General features: G+C 27.3%; 15 protein-coding genes. 13 read left to right on the plus strand and 2 right to left on the minus strand.

What is annotated here, in order from left to right; genetic code table 11:
* The first annotated feature begins 2 nt into the window (after positions 1-2).
* Both E5347_RS03280 and E5347_RS03285 read left to right on the plus strand, forming a co-directional pair.
* Complete coding sequence (locus tag E5347_RS03280) at positions 3-1,664, plus strand: hypothetical protein (RefSeq protein WP_136004613.1); 1,662 nt, start codon at positions 3-5, stop codon at positions 1,662-1,664.
* A 100-nt stretch (positions 1,665-1,764) separates the two neighbouring features.
* The gene (locus E5347_RS03285; RefSeq protein ID WP_136004615.1) at positions 1,765-2,967 is read left to right on the plus strand and encodes an NAD(P)/FAD-dependent oxidoreductase; all 1,203 of its coding nucleotides are present in this window, start codon (positions 1,765-1,767) and stop codon (positions 2,965-2,967) included.
* 117 nt (positions 2,968-3,084) lie between these two features.
* On the opposite strand, the gene E5347_RS03290 is transcribed toward E5347_RS03285, so the two are convergent.
* Entirely contained in the window at positions 3,085-4,398 is a 1,314-nt protein-coding gene (locus tag E5347_RS03290) for a VanW family protein (RefSeq protein WP_136004618.1), read from the minus strand.
* A gap of 219 nt (positions 4,399-4,617) precedes the next feature.
* Between E5347_RS03290 and E5347_RS03295 the strand changes: the two genes are divergently transcribed.
* From E5347_RS03295 to E5347_RS16780, 10 genes are all read left to right on the plus strand, one after another.
* The gene (locus E5347_RS03295) at positions 4,618-6,336 is read left to right on the plus strand and encodes a methyl-accepting chemotaxis protein (RefSeq protein ID WP_243109712.1); all 1,719 of its coding nucleotides are present in this window, start codon (positions 4,618-4,620) and stop codon (positions 6,334-6,336) included.
* A 271-nt stretch (positions 6,337-6,607) separates the two neighbouring features.
* Positions 6,608-7,414, plus strand: coding sequence for a cation diffusion facilitator family transporter (locus E5347_RS03300; protein ID WP_136004620.1), 807 nt, complete (start codon positions 6,608-6,610; stop codon positions 7,412-7,414).
* A gap of 117 nt (positions 7,415-7,531) precedes the next feature.
* The gene (locus E5347_RS03305; protein ID WP_243109713.1) at positions 7,532-8,707 is read left to right on the plus strand and encodes a sensor histidine kinase; all 1,176 of its coding nucleotides are present in this window, start codon (positions 7,532-7,534) and stop codon (positions 8,705-8,707) included.
* On the plus strand, positions 8,691-9,368 hold the full coding sequence (locus tag E5347_RS03310; protein WP_136004622.1) for a response regulator: 678 nt from the start codon (positions 8,691-8,693) through the stop codon (positions 9,366-9,368). The genes E5347_RS03305 and E5347_RS03310 overlap by 17 nt, the downstream gene beginning before the upstream one ends.
* A gap of 198 nt (positions 9,369-9,566) precedes the next feature.
* Positions 9,567-12,293, plus strand: a complete 2,727-nt coding sequence (locus E5347_RS03315) for a sigma 54-interacting transcriptional regulator (RefSeq protein ID WP_136004624.1) — start codon at positions 9,567-9,569, stop codon at positions 12,291-12,293.
* Between the two features lie 199 nt (positions 12,294-12,492).
* Positions 12,493-12,798 (plus strand): PTS sugar transporter subunit IIB, encoded by a 306-nt coding sequence (locus E5347_RS03320; RefSeq protein ID WP_136004626.1) that lies wholly within the window; start codon positions 12,493-12,495, stop codon positions 12,796-12,798.
* Between the two features lie 39 nt (positions 12,799-12,837).
* A complete protein-coding gene (locus E5347_RS03325; protein WP_136004628.1) occupies positions 12,838-13,158 on the plus strand; it encodes a PTS lactose/cellobiose transporter subunit IIA in 321 nt (106 codons plus the stop codon).
* Positions 13,151-14,242 carry a DUF871 domain-containing protein gene (locus E5347_RS03330; protein WP_136004630.1) on the plus strand — a complete coding sequence of 364 codons (1,092 nt, stop codon included), beginning with the start codon at positions 13,151-13,153 and terminating at the stop codon, positions 14,240-14,242. Before E5347_RS03325 ends, E5347_RS03330 begins: the two co-directional genes overlap by 8 nt.
* A gap of 631 nt (positions 14,243-14,873) precedes the next feature.
* Complete coding sequence (locus E5347_RS03335) at positions 14,874-16,202, plus strand: PTS sugar transporter subunit IIC (RefSeq protein WP_136004632.1); 1,329 nt, start codon at positions 14,874-14,876, stop codon at positions 16,200-16,202.
* Positions 16,203-16,290: 88 nt separating this feature from the next.
* Positions 16,291-16,449: a hypothetical protein gene (locus E5347_RS16780; protein WP_168354891.1), complete on the plus strand. Its 159-nt coding sequence runs from the start codon at positions 16,291-16,293 to the stop codon at positions 16,447-16,449.
* Between the two features lie 43 nt (positions 16,450-16,492).
* Here the strand turns inward: E5347_RS16780 and E5347_RS03340 are convergent, their stop codons facing one another.
* Complete coding sequence (locus E5347_RS03340; RefSeq protein WP_425350410.1) at positions 16,493-16,906, minus strand: hypothetical protein; 414 nt, start codon at positions 16,904-16,906, stop codon at positions 16,493-16,495.
* Between the two features lie 352 nt (positions 16,907-17,258).
* Between E5347_RS03340 and E5347_RS03345 the strand changes: the two genes are divergently transcribed.
* The gene (locus tag E5347_RS03345) at positions 17,259-17,558 is read left to right on the plus strand and encodes an ATP-dependent Clp protease adaptor ClpS (RefSeq protein ID WP_136004634.1); all 300 of its coding nucleotides are present in this window, start codon (positions 17,259-17,261) and stop codon (positions 17,556-17,558) included.
* The last annotated feature ends 1 nt before the right edge of the window (position 17,559 follow it).

Raw genomic sequence — 17,559 nt, forward strand, 5'->3', positions numbered from 1 at the left:
CTATGAAGGAATTTAAAGTATTAAAGGTTCTAGATAAAATATCAGGACTTTATAAAAAGTTTGGTGTAGATTATGAAGTACTTAGATTAATATTAAATGTAAAATTAACTATGGATGGAAGAAGAAAAGCTACAGTTTTTAATAACGATAATAGTAAAAAAAAGAAAAAGGATGAAGATTCTAATCAGTTTTATAAGGCTTTAATTTTATATGCCTTTATGGGACTGTTTTTAGGCATTATGCTTATATTTGATATTAATAAGATGTATATGATGGCAGTATATTTTTCTGCAATAATGTTTATGGTTTTGACTATTTTTATATCTGATTTTTCTTATGTTATTTTAGATATTAGAGATAAAAATATCATATCTACTAAAGGAGTAGATAGTAAAACTATAAATGCAGCTAAAATAACTCACGTTTTTCTTTATATGCTTTATTTGACTATAGCTTTAGCAGGAGTATCTTTATTAGTATCTTTTAAATATGGGATAGGATATTTCTTAATATTTTTAATTGAAATAATTTTAATAGATATACTTATGATAATTATAACAGCTTTGGCATATCTTTTAGTTTTAAAGTTTTTTGATGGCGAAAAATTAAAAGACTTAATAAATTTTGTTCAAATAGGCCTAAGTATTTTTATTATAGTAATGTATCAAGTAATACCTAGATTATTTGAGTTTGTTAATTTAGCAGATATAAATTATCAAGAAAAGTTATGGCATTTGCTAATACCGCCTATGTGGTTTGCAGCTCCACTTTCAATAGTTTCTGGAGAAGGTGTAACTTATCTTAAGGTAATAATGTGTATTTTAGCTTTTATTATCCCAGTTATTTCAATATTTATATACTTAAAATTAACTCCAGCCTTTGAGAGAAATCTTCAAAAGTTAAATAATAATGATGACAAAGTTAAAGAAAAAGTTAGTTTCCTAATAAAGATAAACAATTTCTTTTGCAAGGATAATACAGAAAGAGCCTTTTTTAATTTTTCAATTGGAATTATGAATTCTGAAAGGGAGTTTAAACTTAAAATTTATCCTAATTTAGCACTAGGTATAGTTTTACCTATAATTTTTCTTATAACAGGTATTGATAGGAATAATCCAGCAGGAGTTTTTGAAGGATTAAGAAACTCAAAATTATATCTTTCAATATATGCTTTTTCATTTATTATTCCTAATATTATTATTATGCTAAGATACTCAGAGAGGTATTTAGGAGCTTGGATTTATGAAGTTGCACCTATAAAAAATACGTCAGCCATTTTTAGAGGAGTATTAAAAGGTGCTATTTATAAATTTATTTTAATGCCTTATTTAGTTATTTCTGCAATATATATATTTGTATTCGGACCAAAGGTTATAATACATTTAGTCATAGCCTTTCTAGTATTTATTTTACTAATGATTTTAAACTTTATGAAATTAAGTAAGGTACTACCATTTTCTAAGAAGTTTGAAGCTACTAATAGTGGAGAAAGTGTTGCAGCTATGTTTCTTTATCTTTTTAGTATAATAGTTGCGGTAGGTATTCACTTTATAATTAGTAAATTTATTATAGCGCAGTTTATTTTTGTTGTAATTTTATTATTAATAGATCTATATTTATGGAAGTTTTCCTTAGTTGTTCCTAAAGAAAAACTAAAAAATTAGTATATAAATAAAATCACTTAGCTTTATTTAAGAAGTACTAAGTGATTTTATTTTATTTTTAGTATATAATAGTTAAAAAAAGATTAACAAGGAGAAAAATATGTCAAAGGTAATAGTAGTTGGAGCAGGCCCCTCAGGAATAATGGCGGCGCTTTCAGCTTCAAAAAATAACGAGGTTATTTTAATAGAAAGAAATAATGAAATAGGTAAGAAACTTAAGCTTACTGGTGGTGGAAGATGTAATATTACTAATAATAGAGATATAGAAGAGTTTTTTGAAAAGATAGTTACAAATAAAAAGTTTTTATATAGTGCATTATATACTTTCTCTAATTATAATTTATTGGAGTATTTTAAGGAAAAAGGACTTGAGTATAAGGTTGAATATGATCAAAAGGTATTTACTAAAAGCGATAAAGCAGATGAGGTTATAGAAATATTTAAAAGAGACCTTATGAAACATGAGGTTAGAACTTATTATAATACAAAGGTAAGTGATTTATTAGTTGAAAATAACACCATTAAAGGAGTAGTAACAGGAGAAGGTAATGAAATTTATGCTGATAAGGTTATCGTTACTACAGGTGGTAAGAGTTATCCTACTACAGGTTCAGATGGAAGTATGTTTGAAATATTGAAAAATCATGGTCATACTATAAATAACTTTTATCCTGCCCTTATTCCTCTTGTAATAAAAGAGGGCTTTGTGAAGAATCTACAAGGTATAGCAATAAAAGAAGCAGTAATAAGTACTACTATAAAGAAAAAGAAAATTCAAAGGCAAGGTGATATGCTATTTACTCACTTTGGAATATCTGGTCCAGGAGTTCTTAAGTTTTCTTCTTATATAAATAAAATATTAAAAGAAAGAGAAGTAGAAATAAATATTGACCTTTTACCTGAAATATCTAAAGAAGAGCTTTCACAAATAATAAGATGTAGTAATAAGAGTATTTTAAATAGTCTAAGGGAATACTTACCTCAAAATTTTATAAAAGAAATTTTGAATATTTTAGAATTAACTGAAGTAAAAGTATCTGAGCTTAAAAAAGAAGATGAATTAAAATTAATTAGTTACATAAAAGAAATGAAACTAACAGTAGAAGATACTATTACAATTAAAGCTGCTATGGTTACTAGTGGTGGAGTAAGCGTAAAAGAAATAAACGCTTCTACTATGGAAAGTAAAATTATTAATGGTTTATTCTTTGCTGGGGAAGTAATAGATATAGATGCTGAAACAGGTGGATATAATCTTCAAATGGCATTTTCAACAGGATACCTTGCAGGGGAAGACAATTAGCAATTAATAATTAACAATGAATAATTAATGAAGTACTTCCTGAGGAATTACTTCATTAATTGTCAATTGCCAACTGTTCATTGTTAATTGAAAAAAGGGCTGTTTAAAACAGCCCTTTTAGTTTGGAAGTGGTTGATAGGTACTTCTATCTAAATATTGTTTATTTACAAGTTCTCCATTTGCGTTATAGCTATTTAAATATACATCTGCACTTAATGGACCTAAAGGTACAGAAACTGGTTCATATGTCATTCCATTCTTTATAGAAATATCTGACCAGAACTCAATTGTTAAACTTCCATTTCCTGCATAAGTATTAATAACTATAGGATAATCAGTAGTATTTGTAAACTTTAAGTCTATTAAGTTATCAGCTAAAGTTGCATCTAAGCCTATTGGAACATATGAAACTGGCATCATATGATTTAACCTTTCAATAGGAATAATACCTGCTCTAAGCATAGCATTATATAAAGTAGAGGATACTTGACATACGCCTCCTCCAACTCCAGGTACAACTTCACCACCTACATAAGTATTAGCTTCAACGAAACCATTTTCTAGAGTAGTTGGGCCTATTGCTTTTTCAGTTGAAAAAGTTTCACCAGGCATAACAATTTGGTTGTCTATATTTCTTGCAGCAAGTTGAAGGTTTGTTCCGCTTGGACCACTTGGATACTTAGTAGTAAATGAAGAAAGTTTATTTTGCACAGTTCCTAAAGCTGATGCTTTAATATCTGCATCCACTACTTCAACATTTCCCACTACCTCAACTAAGTTTGGAGCTTTCATATCTTTAATTTTATCTTTAATATTTTTAATAAGTTCATCAGTGTTTAATTTAAGTCCAGTAGAATCGTTTGATATACTAATTGCGTTTCCAGAAATATTAATAGAAGCATTAGTTGGAGCAACATTTACTGAACTTGAAATATCAGATACAAAAGCGTTTAATTTTTCATCATTAAATAGAACTTCAAATTCATACTCTCTATTTTCAGGTTTCTTTATTAAATTAAGCTTTTTAAAGAAACTTTCATTTTTACCAAAGTTTAAAATTTCATTTACTAAATCTTCAGAGTTTAAAGAAGCGTCTAGGTCCTTGTAAGAAATTTTAAATTCAGAACTATTTGCATTAACAGCTAGTTCTTTATTACTTATATCTTGTAGTAAGCTTGATATAGAATTTTTTAACTCTTCTTCATTAAGGCCAGATAAATCTTTACTTAATATATAAGCACCAGGATAAGCCTTATTTTCGTAACTATTAATTAGCTTAACATTCTTTACAGTGAAAAATCCACCTAAAGCAAGTATTAAGGCTAATACAACAAGAGATATTTTTAAAAACTTTGGTGTGAAAATTGTACTTTTCTTAGAACTTGCTACCACTTCCTTTTGTCCTTCAGTGTTAAGATTATTATTATCCATAAGTACCAACTTTCTTTATTTTATTCAAGGTTAACCTTGCATATATAGTTTACAACCAAAGCACATTAAATTCAATACAAAAATCAATAATTTATACTAATAATTACCAAAAGAATTTAGGGAGTTTAATTTTTATAAATTATCATATAAATATTTACAATAAATCCATATATGGTTAAAATTAAAGTTGGCAATAAATAGAATTAACAGGGGGATAAAATGAAGAAGGAAAGAAAAACTATAAGTAAAAAATGGAAAACTATTGGGGGTAAAATATTCAAAATAAATTTTTTAGTAACTGTAATATCTATGATAATATTATTAGCTATTAATATTTTTATTTTTAATAGAATATTAGCTTCAATAACAGATGATGTTTTAACGAAGGGAAAAAATATTAAAGGTTCAATATCAACAGTAGATCTAGAAGTAGTATTAGAAAACAAATCAACAGTTGGCTACGATTATAAAAAGCTTAAGAGTGATTTAACCAATGCTAAAAGTAATGAAGCAGTTAACTATGCGGCTATACTAGCTGAAAATAGTCAAGGAAAAATAGAAATTTTATTAGATAGCCAAGCTAATTTACTTAACCTAGGAAAAGAAGAAGCTATAAATAGTACATTAAAAATAGCAATGGAAGGCGAAGTTTCACATGTTAGAGAAAAATTAGAAGGTAAAGATATTATAAAAGTTTATTATCCTATTAAAGACACAAGTGGCAATGTATCTGCAGTATTAGAGATATATAGTGATGTCACTAATATAATAAATATAAGAAACATAGTAATGATTCAATTATTAATTTTAGCAGTGTCTTTAATACTAGTATATATATTAATGTCATTTTTATTATCTAGAAGTATTAATAAAGGTGTTAAAGGTATAATTAATGGATTAGTAACTATGTCAAAGGGTGACTTAACAGAAGAAGTTAATATTAAAAATCAAGACGAGTTAGGCTTAATAGCAAAATACATAAATGAACTTCAAAAGAATATATCAGAAATGATATGCAAAATTTTAAATTTATCTAAGAAGGAATTTGAAGAAATAGATCAGTTATCTAAATCAAGTGGGGACATGGCAGTATCTTCTGAGGAGGTTACTGCAACAATACAAGAAATTGATAGTAATATTATAATTCAAAACGAAGATTCTAAGAAAATAAATAATTTTTTAGAAAAGTTTGGGGAGTTAATACAAGATGTTAAAAATTCAATTAATAATATTAATAGTAATCTATCAATAATTAAAAATAAGCTTAGTTTAAATAATAAGGATTTAATTACTTTAAATGATTCAAAAAATGATATTGAAAACTCTTCAAAAACTATGAATGAAAAAATTAATGATTTATACAATTCAATTGAAAAAATAAAAGAAATAACTAACTTTATTGATTCCATGGCAGATCAAACAAATCTTTTAGCATTAAATGCTGCAATAGAAGCAGCTAGAGTAGGGGAAGAAGGTAAAGGATTTGCTGTAGTTGCAAATGAAATTAGAAAACTTGCTGAAGATGTTAAAAAGTCTTCGTATAGTATTGATGGAGTCTTAAGTAATATTTCTATTGAAGGTCAAGAGGTAATAAATATAACAGAAGTGTTAAATACAAAGTTATCTAAGCAGTTTTCAGTCATAGATGACTCAGTTATATCATTTAATGGAATTGTAGGGGAAATATTAGATTTAACACAAAAAATATCTAATGTTAATGGAAAAATGGATAAGGTTCTTGAAGAAAGAAATTATATATTTGCATCTGTTTCTAAATCAAGTGAATTATTAGATGATATTTCAAAATCCTCTGAAGAAATAAAGAATTTATCACTTGGTTTAAGTATAATGGCACAGGGAATTGCAGAAATTGCAGAAATATTAAATAACAATACTAATAATAAAAACACTGTATTAAGTGTATTTAAAACTAAATAGTTATGGTTTTAGGGATAAGTAAGAATGATATAAGGTACTTTTATGCTTTTTATACAAAATTGATTTTTGACAAATAACCATATAAATAGATTTTATACAACAGATTAGTTAATTGATAAATTTAGCAATTAAGTTTAAAATATCACTAAGAATAGTACGTTTAAGGAGTGATATTATGAAAGCGGAAAACAAAATTCTTAAATTTTCTGCCCTTGGTGGATTGTTCTTCGCAGTTTTAGGTATTGCCTGGGGATGAGCTATAAACTCCAAAATGATAAGTTTTGATGGTTTTTACTCATTTATTAGTTTAGGGCTTGCCATTTTTGCAATTGTTATTACTAATTTTATTAATAAGAAGGACTTTAAAAACTATCCATTTGGAAAATCAACATTAGAACCTATATTAGTTATTATTAAATCTTTAGTTTTACTTATAATGTGTTCGATAACGATGCTTTCAGCAATAAGACAAGTATTTAACGGTGGTAATAGTGTAGATGAAGGATTTGCACTTTGGTATTCTATAATATCATCAGTTGGATGTACTTGGGTTTATTTATATATGAAAAAATCATCTAAAAGCCTTAACTCCGAGATAGTTAAAGTAGAAAGTAATCAATGGCTTATGGATGCTATGATTAGTGTTGGTGTTTTAGTTGGTTTTGTATTTAGTATTATATTAAAAAAGTTAGAGTTATATGAGATTTCAAAATATGTTGACCCTGGTATGGTTATTCTTACATCTAGTACTTTTTTAAGGATGCCAATTAGATCAATTATTGAAGCCTTTAAAGAACTTATTAACACAAGTGCAGATGAAGAGATAAATTATGATATTAATAATTTAGTTAAGACTATACAAGATGAATATAATATTGATGATTCTGTTGCTAGAGTAGCTAAAATTGGAAGAGAACTTAGAATTGAAATAGATTTTATAGTATCCAATGAATCTAAAATTAAATCCATAGAAGATATGGACAAGGTTAGAGAGTATATTGATAATAATACAAATCATTTTGATTTAAAAAAATGGTTAAATATTTCTTTTACTAAAAATAAAAAATGGGCTGTGTAAAAACAGGTTAAAATTGTACTTTATTTGATAAGCTTTAGTTTATCCTATAAGGTACATTTGTTTTTTTACGAAAAGAATAATATAGGAATAAATATTATAAACGCTGGAGGGGTAATAGTGGCATTAAAGTACTCAAGTGACAACATAAAAGAAATATTAGGTGATGTAATTGAAGAAATAAATGATGGGAAAAGTAAAATATTTAATATTTCAGATAAGATGAGAGATGATTTAGAAGTAAGTAAGCAAGAACTGAAAATTATAAAGGCTAAGTTAAGTGAAGTTATAGACGAAGTAGATAAATTAGAAAAAGTAGATAAAGTTATGAGAATAAAGTTAGTTGAAGAGTCAAAAAAAACAACAAATGCGGATCAATATCATTTTAAACTAGTATATGAAGAAGCTTTAGAAACACGAGTTAGATTTATCACTAAGCAAAATGAGGAGAAGGAGCTTATTTTAAAAAGGGATGCACTTGAAAGGACATTAAGAGATTATATTAAAAGTATTGAAGAGGCAGAAAGCGCAGTTAATCAAATTAATATTGCTCTTGGATACTTACAAGGTAATTTTCTTGATATTTTAAAAGATGAAGATGAAAATTCAAATATGATAAATGAAATAAAAATATTAGAAGCTCAAGAAGTTGAGAGAAAAAGAATTGCTAGAGAAATACATGATGGACCAGCTCAGTATTTAGCAAATGCCATGATGAGAATTGACTTTTGCAAGGTAGTAGTACAAAAGGATTTAAATAAAGGAATAAAAGAACTTGATGACTTAAAAATGAATGTAAAGATGGCTTTAAAAGAAGTAAGAGGAATAATATATGATTTAAGGCCATTATCATTAGAAGAAAGAGGGCTTACTGATGCTATAAATGAGCTTATTAACAGAATAATTCAAGAAAATAATATAGAAATACATTCGTTTATAGAAGAATATCCAAGAGAAATAGATAAGGTAATTCAAATAGCGGCATATAGAATAGTTCAAGAAATTTTAAATAATATGAAAAAACATTCAAAAGCAAAAATAGTAGATTTAAAAGTAAATTATATTGATAATTATATGTGTATATTTGTAAAAGATGATGGTGTTGGATTTAACATAAGGGAAACACTTGCTAGAACTAAGGAAAAAGGAAATTGTTATGGGCTTTTAGGAATATATGAAAGGGTTAAATCTCTTGGAGGAAGAGTTGATATAAAATCCCTTGAGGGAGATGGAGTAACTTTTAAGATTAAATTACCAATATGTAGGAAGGTATGGATAAATGGAAAATATAATTAAGGTAATAGTAGTAGATGATCATTCTTTAATTAGAGAGGGACTAAATAGAATAATTAGCTTTGAAGAAGACTTGATGATAACTGGTGAATTCTCAAATGGAGAGGAACTTTTAAAAAATATAGATATTAAGGAATGTAATGTAGTGCTTTTAGACATAAATATGCCTATTAAAAGTGGAATAGAAACGCTAAAGGAGCTAAAAGCTGTATCTAATGAGATAAAAGTAGTTATGTTAACTGTTGAAAATGATAGAAAAACAATAATGCAAGCTATAGAACTTGGAGCAGATGCGTATATATTAAAAGAATCTGCCGGAGCAGAAGTTGTTAATGCAATAAGAAATGTTTATGAAGGAGAAAAATACATAGATAAGTCTTTGATAAAGGTTATGTTTTCAGATTTCAAAAAAGATGCAAGCATAAAAAATAATGAAAAAGATAATTTGAACTTTTTAACTAATAGAGAGTTAAATATATTATTTGAAATTTCTAGAGGTTTGAAAAATAAGGAAATTGCAGAAAAATTATTTTTATCTGAAAAGACTATTAAAAATTATATAACTAGTATTTTTAAAAAAATTGAGGTTGAGGATAGGGTGCAAGCAACAATTTTCGCCATTAGGAATAATATTGAAGAATACTATAAGGAAAGATTTAAATAAATTGAAGCTATATTAGCAATTTAATAATATGTACCTGCAAGATACTATCAAAATAGGAGAAAACTATTGTGATAGTATCTATTTTTATATATAAGTAGTATATTTTTGTAAATCTATTTAATTGAATATTAATGTAATTAATACAATTCTATGTTAGAATATAGATGTAGAAGTTTACATTAGAATCGGGGGTAAAATATGAGTAAAATTAGTGAGGTTTTAGATGCATTAAAAAAGTTAGATACTAAGAGTAGTAATGGTGTGACAGCCAGTGATGTAAGTGCTTTTATGAACTTAGATAGGGCTAATGTAAGCAGATATTTAAATCAGCTTTATAAGGAAGGGGCTGTTAGTAAGAGTGAAGGACATCCAGTTAAGTATAGTTGTATAATTAAAGTTTCTAGTAAAGATAAAACTAAAAGTATTAAAGTTGATTTAAAGAAGAATACCTTGGATACATTAGTTGGAGCAAAGCAGAGTTTAGAAGTAGCAATTCAACAAGCAAAGGCAGCAATTTTATATCCACCGAGAGGGCTTCATACATTAATTCTTGGAGAAACGGGTGTAGGTAAATCTATGTTTGCAGAAGCTATGTATAACTTTGCAAAGGAATCTGAAGTAATAGAGGAAAATGGACCATTTATAAGATTTAACTGTGCTGATTATGCTGATAACCCTCAATTGGTAATGGCTCAAATATTTGGAGTTAAAAAGGGTGCATATACTGGTGCAGATTCAGATAAAGATGGACTATTAAAAAAGGCTAATGGAGGAATACTATTTTTAGATGAAATTCATAGATTATCTCCTCAAGGTCAAGAAATGTTATTTACCTATATAGATAAAGGTTTTTTTAGGGTTCTAGGAGATACTGAAAATTTAGTACATGTTGAGGTTCAAATAATTTGTGCTACAACAGAAGATCCACAATCTTTTCTCTTAAAGACTTTTACTAGAAGAATTCCTATGGCAATTACTTTACCATCTTTAAAAGAAAAGACTATAAAGGAAAGGTATTACTTACTTAGAGAATTTATAGAAAATGAATCTCATAGGGTATCTAAAAGTATATACTTTAACAAAAGTGCTTTAATATCTTTTTTACTATATGATTGTCCCAATAATATAGGACAGTTAAAGAGTGATATACAATTATCTTGTGCTAGGGCATTTTTAAAGTTTAAAGCTAAAAGCAAGGATTATATACTTGTAGAACAAGAAGATTTGCATCAAAGAGTAAAATTAGGACTTATGAAGCTCCAAGATTATAGAGATGAAATAGATGAAATTTTAAGTAATATGGGGGATGTTCTAAAGTTTTGTTATGATGACAAGATAAGTATTATAGAAGATGAAAGCAAGCTTGAAGAAATAAAAGAAGGTACCATGTTCTATGATAGAATAGAAAAGAAAATAGAAGAGCTAAAAAAAGAGGGAATTGAAGAAAAAGAAATAGATGAAATTTTAAATATAGATTTAGAAAAGTATTTTAGAAAATATATTAGGGATTTGCCAGATAAGTTCAAAAAGGAAGAATTATCAAAGGCTGTAAATAGTGAAATCATAGATTTAGTTGAAGAAATACTATTATATGCTTCAGAGAAGCTTAATAGGCAATTTGATATTAGAGTATATTATGGACTTGCTCTTCATATTCAAGGGAGTATAGAAAGAATAAGAAAAGGAATTAAAATATTTCATCCGAAACTTAATTTTATTAGAGGTGAGTATGCTAAAGAATTTATAGTTTCTATGGAAATTGCAACTATGATTGATAAAAAATTCGGAATAGAGATACCTTTAGATGAAATAGGGTATATAACTATGTTCTTAGCTACAAATCCTTATGAAAAAGATAGGGAAAATGATGATAGAGTAGCTGTTTTAGTAATTATGCATGGGCATAGTACAGCATCTTCTATGGTTGAAGTGGCTAACTCACTTATTGGTGAAGAATATGTAAGAGCCTTAGATATGCCTTTAAGTATGAAGGCAGAAGATATGTATAGAATAGCAAAAGAAAAGGTTAAAGAGATAGACAATAATAAAGGTGTATTTATATTAGTAGATATGGGCTCATTAACTAATTTTGCTGATATGATTAAAGAAGAGCTGGATATTAAAGTTAAAACCCTAGATATGGTTACAACACTTTTAGTAATTGAAGCAGGTAGAAAAGCTATTAATGGAAGAAGCTTAAATGAAATATATGAAGCTTGTTTTGAAATAAAAAGATATGGTATTCAAGGGTTGGCATCAAAAATTGATAGAAAAGAAAATATAATAGTAACATCTTGTTTTACAGGAGATGGTTCAGCTCAAAGGCTTAAGGAAATTATTGAAAATAATATGAATAGCAATTCAAATATTAAAATTTATGCTTTAAATATTATTGATAAGGATGATTTTTATAGTAATTTAGACTCCTTAAGTAAAAAGTATAATATATTAGCTATAGTAGGGGTGATGAATACTTATTATCCTAATATTCCATTTATATCTGCTGCTGATATTTTATCAGGATATGGGATAGAAGCCTTAGAAAAATTAATAATTGAAGAAGATGAATATTTCAAAATAGTTGAAAGTATGGAAAAACAAATAGAAAATATTGATTCCTATAAGCTTGTTTCAGATATAAGGAGAACATTAGAAAAAATTGAAGAACATTTAAGTATAAGATTAATTCATGAAGTTAAAGTAGGAATTTTAATTCATACTTGTTTCTTAATAGATAAGCTTTCCAAGGGTGGGAAGGAAACACCATTTGTAATGCTAAATGAATTTAGAAATGCTAATAATAAGGAGTTTATTCTAATAAAACAATGTTTAAAGTTATTAGAAGAGAGATATAATATAAACATAGGTGAAAATGAGCTTGCTCATATAGTTAAAATGGTTATAAATAATAAGGTATCTGTGTAATTTGAAAAATTAAAATAAAATAAAAGAATAAGTGTGTAATTTATCATTACACACTGATTTTTTTAATATATTAAACTAAAAGGCAGTAATACTGCGCTTTGTATAGAATTTTATTAAAAATAATATTAAATTTAAATTGGCATTAAAATTGCTATATATAATAGTGTAATTAGTTACATAAATTAAGGAGGTTTTTAATATGAAAAGAATATTATTAGTTTGTTCAGCTGGGATGTCAACATCTCTATTAGTTACTAAAATGCAAGCAGCAGCAAAAGATCAAGGTGTTGAATGTACAATAAATGCTGTAGGTGAAGCAGAATTAACAAAACATGAAAATGAAATAGATGTATTATTATTAGGACCACAAGTAAGATTCCTATTAAATAAAATGAAAACTAAATTTGATCCAAAGGGCATTCCAGTTGCGGTAATTAACACTGTTGATTATGGAACAATGAATGGAGCAAAAGTATTAAAACAAGCATTAGATTTAATGAAATAGTAAACAATTAGTAGCATTGATCATAAAGGGAGTGTAACAATGGAAGAAATAATTATGAATTTAATAGTTTTTAGTGGCGAAGCTAGAAGTTACGCGATGGAAGCTATGGAAATAGCAAAAGAAGGAAAAATTGAAGATGCTAAGAAACTAATAGAAAAATCAAAAGAAACCTTAGGAAGTGCTCATGCAACTCAAACTAAATTAATACAAGGTGAGGCCGCAGGCAATAAAACTGAAGTATCTTTATTATTAGTTCATGCTCAAGATCACTTAATGACTTCTATAGTTGTTAAGGACTTGGCTGAAGAAATAATAGCTCTTCATGAAAGATTAAATAAGGTGGAAGGTAAAAATGCATAAATTAGGTATTTCTATATATCCTAATAATTCAACGATTGAAGAAATTAAGGATTATATTAAGCTTGCTGCTAAATATGGATTTAAAAGAATTTTTACTTGTTTAATATCTGCAGGGGATAAAGATTTAGATTTAGTAATAAATGAGTTTAAAGACATATTAAAAGTAGCAAATGAAAATGATATGGAAGTAATAGCAGATATAGATCCAACTGTTTTTAATAATTTAAAAGCATCTATATTTGATTTAAAAGTATTTAAAGATATGGGACTTTCAGGTATAAGGCTAGACATGGGGTTTAGTGGATATGAAGAGTCAGTAATGACTTTTAATGAGTATGGGTTAAAAATTGAGCTAAACATTAGTAATGGAACAAAGTATGTTGATAATATTATTTCCTATAAAGCAAATTTAAACAATTTATATGGATGTCATAACTTCTATCCTCATATTTATACTGGATTATGTTATGATAACTTTATATCAGCTAGTAAGCAATTTAAAGAGCTTGGAATAAGAACAGCTGCTTTTGTTAATTCACCATCTGCAAAATTTGGTCCATGGCCAGTTTCAGAGGGGCTATGCACATTAGAGATGCATAGGGATTTACCAATTGATGTTCAAGCAAAGCATTTATTTGCAACGGGGTTAATAGATGATGTAATTATTGCAAATGCATTTGCATCAGAGGAAGAGCTTGAAGCTTTAAGCAATATTAATAAGGATATGTTAGAATTTAATGTTGAATTAATTGATGACATTAGAGAGCTTGATAAGACTATAGTTTTAGATGAATTCCACTTTAATAGAGGAGATGCATCTGAATATATGGCAAGAAGTACACAAAGCAGGGTTAAATATAAGGGTGAAAGTTTTCCACCATATAATGTGGTAGATATAAAAAGAGGGGACATTTTAATAGATTCGGATTTATACACTAGATATGCAGGAGAATTACAAGTTGCATTAAAAGATATGAAAAACACAGGTAAAACTAATGTAGTTGCAAGAATAGTTAAAGAGGAAGTATTCTTATTAGACTATATTAAACCATGGAGTAAGTTTTCATTTAAGCTTAAAAAGTAAAATGATTTAGTGTGAAAAGAGGTCTGGCATTAGCTAGATCTTTTTTATTTAAATATTTTTAGTAATAATCTTAATAATAATATAATAAAACTTTAATAAAACAATAAATTACAAGGATAAACAAAATTAAGTAATAAATGCTTTAAAAAGAGATGGTTTTTTATATTAGCACAAAATATGAGTAAGGTAGAGATTTGATTTAAAAACAACGGTCATGATATGATAATATTAATATAGAAAATATTGCTAATCACCTAAAGGGAAAATGAAGGTTAATACAAGAATTGGCAGTTATATAACATAATTACACAAATAAATTGAATTGTAAATCTGTGTAAATCAATTACACAGATAGGCACAAAAGAGTGTGTAAAGGATTAAAGTCCTAGGAGTTAGTAAAATAGAGGGTTTAGAGGGAAAAACGGCATTTGAAAAAGTTGGCATGCAAATTGCTTTATATATAGACAAGAAATCAAAATACATTAAATATTAGAAAATGGACAAGTTAATGTAAAGGGTTTTAAATTTAATAAAGTTATTCACTGATGGACTCTATATAATGAAATTATTAGTACAAATATTTAAGGGGAAATCAGTTAATATAAAACACAATTTTAAGGGGGAATTTTTCATGCAAAAATTTATGGACTGGATGGAACGTTATATTGTTCCTGTAGCATCTAAGATTGGTGCTCAAAGACACTTAGTTGCTATCCGTGATGGTTTCGCAACTATAATGCCACTTATGATAGTAGGTTCTTTTGGATTATTAATCCATAACTTCCCAATTGATTCAGTTAAAGCAATGTTTGGAGAAGGCGGAGCTTTACACTGGCTAGATGTTATAGCTCTTAACGTTTATGCGGGATCAATGTTCTTAATGGGATTATTTGCTGCAATATCTATAGGATATGCATTAGGTAAATCTTATGATGTTGATGGTTTTTCAACTGGATTAGTTACTATGGCTTCAAGCTTAATATTAACTAATATGATGGCATACAAAGCTCCTGTTACTTGGGGTGGATTTGACCTAGGTACAGTAGGTTGGGAACCTGGTATTTTCGCTAAATGGTTAGGTTCTGCTGGACTTGTAACTATTCTTATTACTACTTTAATTACTGGTACATTATTTGCAAAAATAGTTAAGAGTGGTAAGCTAAACATTACTTTACCTGATGGAGTACCTCCAGCAGTTGCTAGATCATTCTCAGCATTATTACCAACAGCAGTTGTTTTAGTGTTAGTAGGTATAGTATTTGCTATATGTGAAGCATTTGGATATGCTGATGTTTACTTACACGTTTATAATGGAATAGCTAAACCATTAATGGTATTCTCTAACTCATTACCAGTATTACTATTCATAATATTATTACAACAAGTATTATGGTTCTTTGGATTACACGGTTCAAATATTTTAGCACCAGTTATTAATGGTATATTCTTAGCATTAACTGCTGAAAATATGGCAGCTATAGCAGCTGGTAACACTGAGGGAATCAATATTATCAACAGCCAATTCTTAGATTCATATGTTAACCTTGGTGGATCTGGATTAACTGCAGCATTAGTTATTGTTATGATGTTTAAATCTAAATCACAAGTTAACAAACAAATTAGAAATGTTGCTGGTGGTCCTGCATTCTTCAACATTAACGAACCATTAATATTCGGTTTACCAATAGTGTTAAATCCAATATACATTATTCCATTCATAGCTGCTCCATTAGTTTCTGCATGTATTGCTTATGCAGCAAGTGTAGCTGGATTCGTAGCTCCAGCATCAGCAGTAGTTCCATGGACTTGTCCTCCAATCATCTCTGCATGGTTAGCAACTGGACAATGGCAAGGTGCAGCAGTAGCTTTAGTTAATATATTAGTTGGTGTATTAATTTACTTACCATTCGTAATGTATGCTGATAAGAAGAACTTAGAATTAGAAGTAGCTGAAGCATAATAATTAAGCCCTATAAATAATATTAAAATAAATGTAAGAAGGATAGTTTATAACTATCCTTTTTGCGCAAAGTTTAGGAGTTGGTAAAATGAAGGAACTTTTATATAAATTTACACATCTATTTAGTTATTCAACAGAAGATAAATCAGATGAGGCTGTTAAAAAAAGAAAGTCACAAGCTATTACTAATATCTGTGCCATAATTAGCATATTATTATTATTATATTTAATTTCAGGTGTTAAGTAATAAATAAGGCTATTGCAATATTAATATTGCAATAGCCTTAAAATTATATTTTCCAATGCTCTTTAAATTTCAGAACTTCATTAAAGTTCTTAGTTGTGATTTGTTGAGTTAATACAATTTCATCTTCAATATCACTAATTCTTCTTGCTAAGGCTTGATCTAAAGTCTTTAAATCATCTTCAAGTTGATCTATGTTACTAAATTTACTAGAAATTATATTAAGTGCTCTTGTCACATCTTTTCTAAATTTTTCTTGCTCATCTTTCATTGATTTAACTTCACTTTGTAATATACTTAAATTATGTGTATTATTTAAAATTATATTTTTCATTTGGCTTAATATTTTAGGTAATTGTTTTAATACTTCATTAGTTTCATAAAGAGTTAAATAAGTACTATCTTCACTAGATTTTACATTATTATATGAATTAAATCTTCCATCTTCCAAGATAATCACCTCTATATAATATATGAATTATAATATATTGGTGTCTAAAAAAGATAAAATATAATATATGTTTCAATAAATAATCTACATCTTAAGTACTTATGCTATTTTAAGTTAAAAATATTCTTGAAAGAAAATTAGATTGATTGGAAGTATATATAGTCTAATTTTTATATAAGTTAATTGTGTAATTACATAACTGAATGTTTATATATAGACTAATTGAATAAAATGTAGAAATTTTGTTGTAACTTGTATATAATCTTATTTTAACCATAGTATTTTTTTAACATAAATAATATAATATATAAAAAGATATTCTTTCCTTTAATAAAGAAGCTAATTATGGAGGAGCTAAGTTTTGGAAACAAATTCAAGAGTAATAGATAAGATAAACTATAAGATAAAGAAACCGAAAAAATATAAGGTAATAATGCATAATGATGATTTTACAACTATGGAATTTGTAATTGCAGTGTTGAATATAATTTTTAATAAAAATATAGAGGAAGCGAATAATATAATGATGGAAGTTCATAAGAAGGGTACAGGAGTAGCAGGTATTTACCCTTATGACATAGCAGTATCAAAAGCTAATAAAGCTATGATGATGGCAAAAGAAGAGGGATTTCCATTTAAACTTACAGTAGAGGGGGATTAAC

Origin of the sequence: Clostridium sartagoforme, assembly GCF_004794105.1 — a bacterium.
GTDB classification, from domain to species: domain Bacteria; phylum Bacillota; class Clostridia; order Clostridiales; family Clostridiaceae; genus Clostridium; species Clostridium sartagoforme_B.